This window comes from Paenibacillus sp. EPM92 (genome assembly GCF_016586185.1).
Taxonomy (GTDB): Bacteria; Bacillota; Bacilli; order Paenibacillales; family NBRC-103111; genus Paenibacillus_G; species Paenibacillus_G validus.
This window is the reverse complement of record NZ_BCPS01000031.1, coordinates 38,758-44,985: the sequence shown is the minus strand read 5'-3', so window position 1 is coordinate 44,985 and position 6,228 is coordinate 38,758. Positions and strand designations below refer to the sequence as shown.

The 6,228-nt window shown below is 47.6% G+C and carries 7 protein-coding genes; 5 read left to right on the top strand and 2 right to left on the bottom strand.

Annotated elements, in window-relative coordinates; translation table 11 throughout:
- Window positions 1-55 precede the first annotated feature (55 nt).
- On the bottom strand, window positions 56-769 hold the full coding sequence (locus JMF85_RS06135; protein ID WP_201317908.1) for a FadR/GntR family transcriptional regulator: 714 nt from the start codon (window positions 767-769) through the stop codon (window positions 56-58).
- Window positions 770-1,290: 521 nt separating this feature from the next.
- On the opposite strand from JMF85_RS06135, the gene JMF85_RS06130 reads away from it, so the two are divergent.
- The 5 genes from JMF85_RS06130 to JMF85_RS06110 all read left to right on the top strand — a co-directional run bounded on the left by JMF85_RS06130 (window position 1,291) and on the right by JMF85_RS06110 (window position 5,880).
- Window positions 1,291-2,010 carry a response regulator transcription factor gene (locus JMF85_RS06130; RefSeq protein WP_127608919.1) on the top strand — a complete coding sequence of 240 codons (720 nt, stop codon included), beginning with the start codon at window positions 1,291-1,293 and terminating at the stop codon, window positions 2,008-2,010.
- The gene (locus JMF85_RS06125) at window positions 2,007-3,410 is read left to right on the top strand and encodes a HAMP domain-containing sensor histidine kinase (protein WP_155614679.1); all 1,404 of its coding nucleotides are present in this window, start codon (window positions 2,007-2,009) and stop codon (window positions 3,408-3,410) included. Before JMF85_RS06130 ends, JMF85_RS06125 begins: the two co-directional genes overlap by 4 nt.
- An 82-nt stretch (window positions 3,411-3,492) precedes the next feature.
- Window positions 3,493-4,401 carry an ABC transporter ATP-binding protein gene (locus tag JMF85_RS06120; RefSeq protein ID WP_054796515.1) on the top strand — a complete coding sequence of 303 codons (909 nt, stop codon included), beginning with the start codon at window positions 3,493-3,495 and terminating at the stop codon, window positions 4,399-4,401.
- Window positions 4,398-5,126: an ABC transporter permease gene (locus JMF85_RS06115; protein WP_127608877.1), complete on the top strand. Its 729-nt coding sequence runs from the start codon at window positions 4,398-4,400 to the stop codon at window positions 5,124-5,126. The genes JMF85_RS06120 and JMF85_RS06115 overlap by 4 nt, the downstream gene beginning before the upstream one ends.
- A gap of 28 nt (window positions 5,127-5,154) precedes the next feature.
- Window positions 5,155-5,880, top strand: a complete 726-nt coding sequence (locus JMF85_RS06110; protein ID WP_155614681.1) for an ABC transporter permease — start codon at window positions 5,155-5,157, stop codon at window positions 5,878-5,880.
- On the opposite strand, the gene JMF85_RS06105 is transcribed toward JMF85_RS06110, so the two are convergent.
- Entirely contained in the window at window positions 5,881-6,222 is a 342-nt protein-coding gene (locus JMF85_RS06105; protein WP_155614682.1) for a hypothetical protein, read from the bottom strand. It abuts the gene before it with no gap.
- Between the last annotated feature and the right edge of the window lie 6 nt (window positions 6,223-6,228).

Below are 6,228 nucleotides of genomic sequence, written 5' to 3'. Positions count from 1 at the left end.
AAAAACAAAAAAGGCCTTCCGGCCTTTTCCTGTTCAACAAATCGTTATACTTCTTTTATTCGGCAGGGAATCGATTCAACGCCTTCATTAAATCAATCGTATGCTCGATATGCCTTTCCATTTCCTCTGCCGCGCGATGCCCGTTCTTGTCAATAACAGCCTGCAGGATCGTCTGATGCTGACGGGCAAAATCGTCATTAACTCCAGCGATCTCTTGTGTCTGTAAACGTGTGGTGTACAGATTCGGCGTTACCAAATCGGAGACGAGCACCAAAATATCCGATAACGTATTATTGTAGGCAGCTTTCGCAAGGAATAGATGGAAATCCAAGTCCGCTTGGATTTGAGCCTGCAAATCACTGGCCGAACGCATACGCTCCACCGCATTTTGCAGCAGCCGGATATCAGCTTCTTTTCTGCGTTTGGCCGCCAGCTTTGCAACGCCGCCCTCAAGAACCTTCCTCGATTCCAGCAATTCAATGGATGTTTCCGTAGGAATCGTGAAAAATTGGAGCATCGTCGTCAATATTTTAGGGATATGGGGGGTTTTAAGAATGGTCCCCTCTCCCGGTTTGGAATAAATGACGTCGAACATTTCAAGGATCCGTAAAGCTTCCCGCACCGAAGATCTGCTCACCTGCAAATAGGCCGCCATCTCACGTTCCGTCATCAACTTATCTCCTGCCGCCAAATTGCGCGAAGAAGTATACTCGCGGAATTGGTGCAATACTTGTTCAAACATGCGATGGTTTTTATTGACCGCTGTCACTTCGTTCACCTCCTGCCGGTTAACCTTCCGTGTCCGCATCTCTTTTCTAAGTTTTCACTTATTTTACATAGATAACTATATATGGCGTCCTATCCAATCCACATGTGATATTATATACCATAACTCTGACGAATTGTAACTCCCGCCATCGCCCAAAGCGCAAACCTATTCCCTTTCGGCGTCACCCCTGTGATACCCATGGGATTTGAACCGTCACCTGCTTTCCGCTTCCCGCTCGCTATTTATGAGCAGCCCGCCTCCGCAAGCTATCGAGAATCCGCTTACAAACAACGAGACCTAAACCTGTGCCGTCTTCCTCCATGGTGAAATCAAGTTGATCTTCTCCAGCATCGTATTCGAACCCGTCACGATTTCCCCTTCTCTTCTTCTCCGTCAATAAATTATCCATAGTTGAAATCAAATAAAATTGTACATGCATGTACTAGTTCTTATAATGGTCATATATTCCTGTCACCCGAAAGGCAAGCTGCAGATTGAGGAGGCTTACAATTTCAGTGGAAATGGTTAATCTCAAACCGTTAAAAATCATGATTGTTGACGATGAGCCCGATATCGTTAATTTATTGGAAACGGTCCTGTTGAAAGAAGGGTTCCTGCATATCTATCACGCATATTCGGGAATATCGGCAATTGAGCGCTGCCGGGAGGTTAAGCCGGATGCGATTATTTTGGATGTGATGCTCCCTGACATGGACGGGTTTACGCTCTGTAAACAAATACGCCAATTTTCTTTATGCCCCATCTTCTTTTTGTCCGCCAGAGACGACGACACCGATAAAATTGTGGGCCTTGCTTTAGGCGGAGACGATTATATCACCAAGCCTTTCAGCCCAAAGGAAGTTGCGTATCGGATTAAAGCGCATCTCCGTAGAAGCCTCGTCTACTCCAGGCAGTCTGAGCGGGAGCCTTGCGTCTTCGGGAATGTCCAGATCGACGAGCAAAGGGGCGAAGTGCGGAAAGATGGCGCCCTCGTTCCATTGACGGCGAAGGAATTCCAGCTTCTCGTTTATTTGGCGAAGCACCCCTCCCGCATTTTTAACAAATCGGAATTGTATGAAGCGGTATGGGGAGAAAGTCTGCTAAGCGGTTACGACAATACGGTCATGGTACACATTCATCATTTGCGCGAAAAGCTTGAACACGACCCGGCGAATCCAAGGCTGATCCTAACCGTAAGAGGGCTTGGCTATAAATTGCTTCCGCAGGATGAAAGCCGATGAAGTGGAAAATTATATTTCAATTTTTAACGGCTATCTCCACCCTGGCCATCCTTCTTGTCATCCTCATCATAGCCGCCGTGCACTTTGTCTTCAATCCTTTTTTCAGCGGCAACCGTACCTTGCAGGGTGTCGAACGGCTGGTCCTTGATTTTGAAAGTCAGATCGCGTTTCGGGATCACCTGCCCTATGTGACAGACGAAGGCATGCAACTGCTCGATTCAAAACAAGCGTGGATTCAAATCCTCGATACGAATGGGTCGGAAGCTTATCATTACAACTTGCCGGGTCACGCTCAGAGCCACTATTCGCCTAGTGAAATTGTTTTCATGAATAAATTTTCCGTAGGAGGATATACGGTGTTTACCGGGCGAACCGAACGAGAAGGTTACCATTGGAGCTATCTGATCGGGTTTCCCGAAATGGCCATCTCGAAATTCACGTTTTACTTCGGCCCCGAACAGTTTTTCACGATGTGGCACAAGGGCCTGCTCTTATTTATGGGAACAGCCATCGCCGCCATTGTGCTCGTAGGTTATTTATTTTCCAGGTGGTTGTCGAACCCGGTATGGTTAATCATCGGAAGCATCAAGCAGCTGGCGGAAGGCCGCTATCAGGTAAACCTGAAGCCGAAGGGTTTATATAAAAACGTGTATCTCAGCCTCAACCATTTGTCGCAAACGCTCCATTTCCTCGCCGAACACAGGAAAGTAACGGACCAGCTTCGAGAAGAGTGGGTATCCAATCTTTCGCATGACATGAAGACGCCCTTGTCTTCCATTAAAGGCTATTCGGAATTGCTTGCCGATGAGGAGTACGATTTGGAACGACGGGAACAAATCGGATTCGCTAAGGTCATCGTCCGGCAAGCGGCGTATATGGAGGAGCTGCTTCAAGATTTCAAGCTTACGTTTCAATTAAAAAATCAGACCCTTCCGATCCACAAGCAGGAAGAAAATATCGTTCAATTGCTGGAAGGACTGCAAACACTCTTGCTAAACCATCCCCGATTTCAATCAAGGACTATCCTGATTGAAAAGGACGGCCCGCCCGTATTCCTGGCCTGCGACTCCAAGCTGCTGCGACGCGCCTTTCAAAATCTGATTAGCAATGCGCTGATTCATAATCCGTACCCGGCCCAGGTACGCATTCAGATTCAATCTACCGACAGAGAAGTGTTTGTTCAGATCAGGGATACCGGCAACGGTATCCAGGAGCAAGAAATTAGCCGATTGTTCGAGCGGTATTACAGAGGTACGAATACGATGGATCACGAAGGAAGCGGCCTCGGGTTAGCCATTGCCAAGCAAATTATTGAGGCCCATCACGGTACCATCGGCGTACAAAGCCATACAGGCAGCGGCACCCTCCTGAACGTACGTTTGCCCAAACAATTAAGCTAGATTTAAGGTAAGCTAAAAGCAGCCTTAAACGCCAACTCGTATCATGCTCTCTGTACGATATCTACAGGGAGCGTGATTTTTTTTGAGTTTCTTAGTGGAAACGAAGCATTTATCCAAGTCGTTCAAGTCCTTTTATCCAGTGAAAGGCATTGATTTGAAGGTGAAGCGCGGTGGCGTGTACGGTTTCCTGGGCCCGAACGGCGCAGGCAAAACGACTACCATTCGCATGCTATTAGGCTTGATTCAGCCAACACAAGGAACGATCTCTATATTCGGCAAGGATGTTCGGAAGCACCGCCTGGAAATTTTGAACAAGGTCGGTTCCATGGTAGAATCTCCATCCTACTACGGTCATCTTAGCGGATACGAAAATTTGGAGATCGTGCGTAAGCTGCGCGGAGCAGCCAAACGTGATATCGGGCATGTGTTGGGTATTGTTCGCTTGCAGGAATGGCAGCACAAGAAGGTAAAGACCTATTCGCTGGGGATGAAGCAAAGATTGGGCATCGCTCAGGCCTTGCTAGGCAATCCGGAGCTCCTGATCTTAGATGAACCTACGAACGGCTTGGATCCGGCCGGTATCCAGGAAATCCGGGAATTGATAACCCGCTTGCCTGTTGAACAAGGAATTACAGTGCTTGTTTCCAGCCATATTTTAAAAGAAATCGAGCTTATGGCAAGCGAAGTCGGCATTATTTACAAGGGTGAATTGCTATTTCAAGGTTCCTTAAGCGAATTAAGGAGCAAAGGGTATTCAGGCATCCGGGTCGCCGCAGCGCCGGTTGAAGAATCGGCCGCCTTGTTGTCCAGGCTTGGCTACACCTTGAAACGGGATGGGGATCATTTGCTTATCGACGCCCCGAGCGAACGGATTTCCACGATTAATCAGGATTTGGTGCTGGCCGGCTTTCGGGTATCTCATCTCAGCGAAAGCAAGGAATCGCTGGAAGATATTTTCTTGAACATGACAAGAGGGGGCGAAAGCTGGTGAAATGGGGCGCTATTTTTTTGTCCGAATGCCAGAAACAAAAGAAAATGGTATGGATTCTTTCAACAGCAGGCCCTCTGCTTGTCGTTCTATTGCTGTTTGTTAATTTGTTTCTGCGTTACGACTATCTTATGATGAAGTTCGCTCCCATGACGTCCTGGGAAATTGCCATGCGCGAAATCTTTTTCTTATGGTCTTTTTTCTTCCCCATCGGCGTGACCCTGCTCGCGGCTATGATCCACTTCTGCGAGTTTCAAGACGATGTATGGAAGCAGCTGCTCAGTATGCCGGTTGCACGTTCCCACATTTATTTGACCAAATGGTTCCTTCTGATCCTGTTGACCGGCATGTCCATCCTTGTCTTCCTGGCGGGGATATGGGTTACGGGGCTGATCTTCGGATTTCCGGAGCGGTTTCCTATCCTTCTTTACGGCGAGTACGGGCTGTACTTATTCGTATCCGGTCTGGGTATCTCCAGCATACAGCACTGGCTTAGTTCCAAATGTAAAAATACGATGATTCCAGTCGCTATCGGCATTACAGGAAGTGTTTGCGCACTCTTTTTGGCGCAATCCGAAATGACGCAGTACATGCCATATGCCTCCGCTCTTGCTGCGCTGCCGCTCCTGGACACCAATCAGAACATTGCACTGATTAGCGGGTTAGGATTTGGCATCGGAGGCATTGCGCTGGGAATGCTGGAGTTTCAATCCAAAGACATGATGTGAATGAGAGAATGAGAGGAGATGGGGTTCAATGACCCACTTATTGAGGGCGGAATGGAGCAAATTAAGACACTCCAAATTGATGTGGCTCGTTCTGCTTACGCCCGTATTGATTTCAGCGCAAGGCACGGCCAACTTCATGAGGTATAAGCATATTTGGACGCGGGATGCCTGGACCGTCCTTATTGAACAAAGCTTTATTTTTTATTCGTCGCTTATGCTGCCCCTGTTCATTGCTGTGCTTATGGTCATGATGGCGCGCATCGAACACAGCCATAATGGCTGGAAGCAGTGTTTAGCTTTGCCCATCGGCAGAGCGCCCTTCTATTTGATGAAATTTGCCATCGGTGTTTTTTTAACGTTCCTAAGCATAGGCATGCTGTGCGTCTGCATCCTATTGGGCGGATTCATCGTTCAGGCGGAAGGACCTATTCCTTATGACCGGATTTTTCTTCCTATGCTTCTCGCTTTTGCGGCCGCTATGCCCATCATGTCCATTCAATATTGGTTGAGCGTCACGTTCGCCCAAGTGGGCATTCCTTTGGCAATCGCCGCGGGATTATCGCTGCCCAACCTGCTTGTGGCCAACTCTAAATATTGGATATTCGACCCCTGGACGTACCCGATGGTCGCTTCCCTTAACGGTACGCTAAACCAATTTCATGGGAGCCCGGCCATGTTCTCCAGCTCCCTGCTGCTCTTCTTGCTCAGTCTGGGCGCGGGCTTGATTCACTTTAGGAAGAAAGATGTTATGTAATCACAATTTGACATTTTTTTGCACGATTCCGTAATAAAGCACCAACTGGGTAACAGCCGTAATCATCAATATCCAGGCAACCAGATGATAATCCATTCCATCAGCAAACAGCATAAAAAAGACGATGGGAACTATGCGGCCGATGGATAAAAATATTTGACGGGTAACGATCAGCTCCGTCTTTAATTTTTTCCCGTTATTAGGCAGACTGGACATTAATAAATACATATGGCTTGTATACGAATTTCTTATGGGCGGGTTAAAAAAAGCATTTCCAATCATGAAGATCAAGAGGGTGACCATGCTGATTTCATACATGAGCACCCCTGTCGTGACTACCAAACCGAT

Bases quoted from the DNA above. Each gene is read 5' to 3' on its own strand.
- JMF85_RS06125 (WP_155614679.1), top strand. From the start codon at position 2,007: ATGAAGTGGAAAATTATATTTCAATTTTTAACGGCTATCTCCACCCTG.
- JMF85_RS06110 (WP_155614681.1), top strand. From the start codon at position 5,155: ATGACCCACTTATTGAGGGCGGAATGGAGCAAATTAAGACACTCCAAA.
- JMF85_RS06130 (WP_127608919.1), top strand. From the start codon at position 1,291: ATGGTTAATCTCAAACCGTTAAAAATCATGATTGTTGACGATGAGCCC.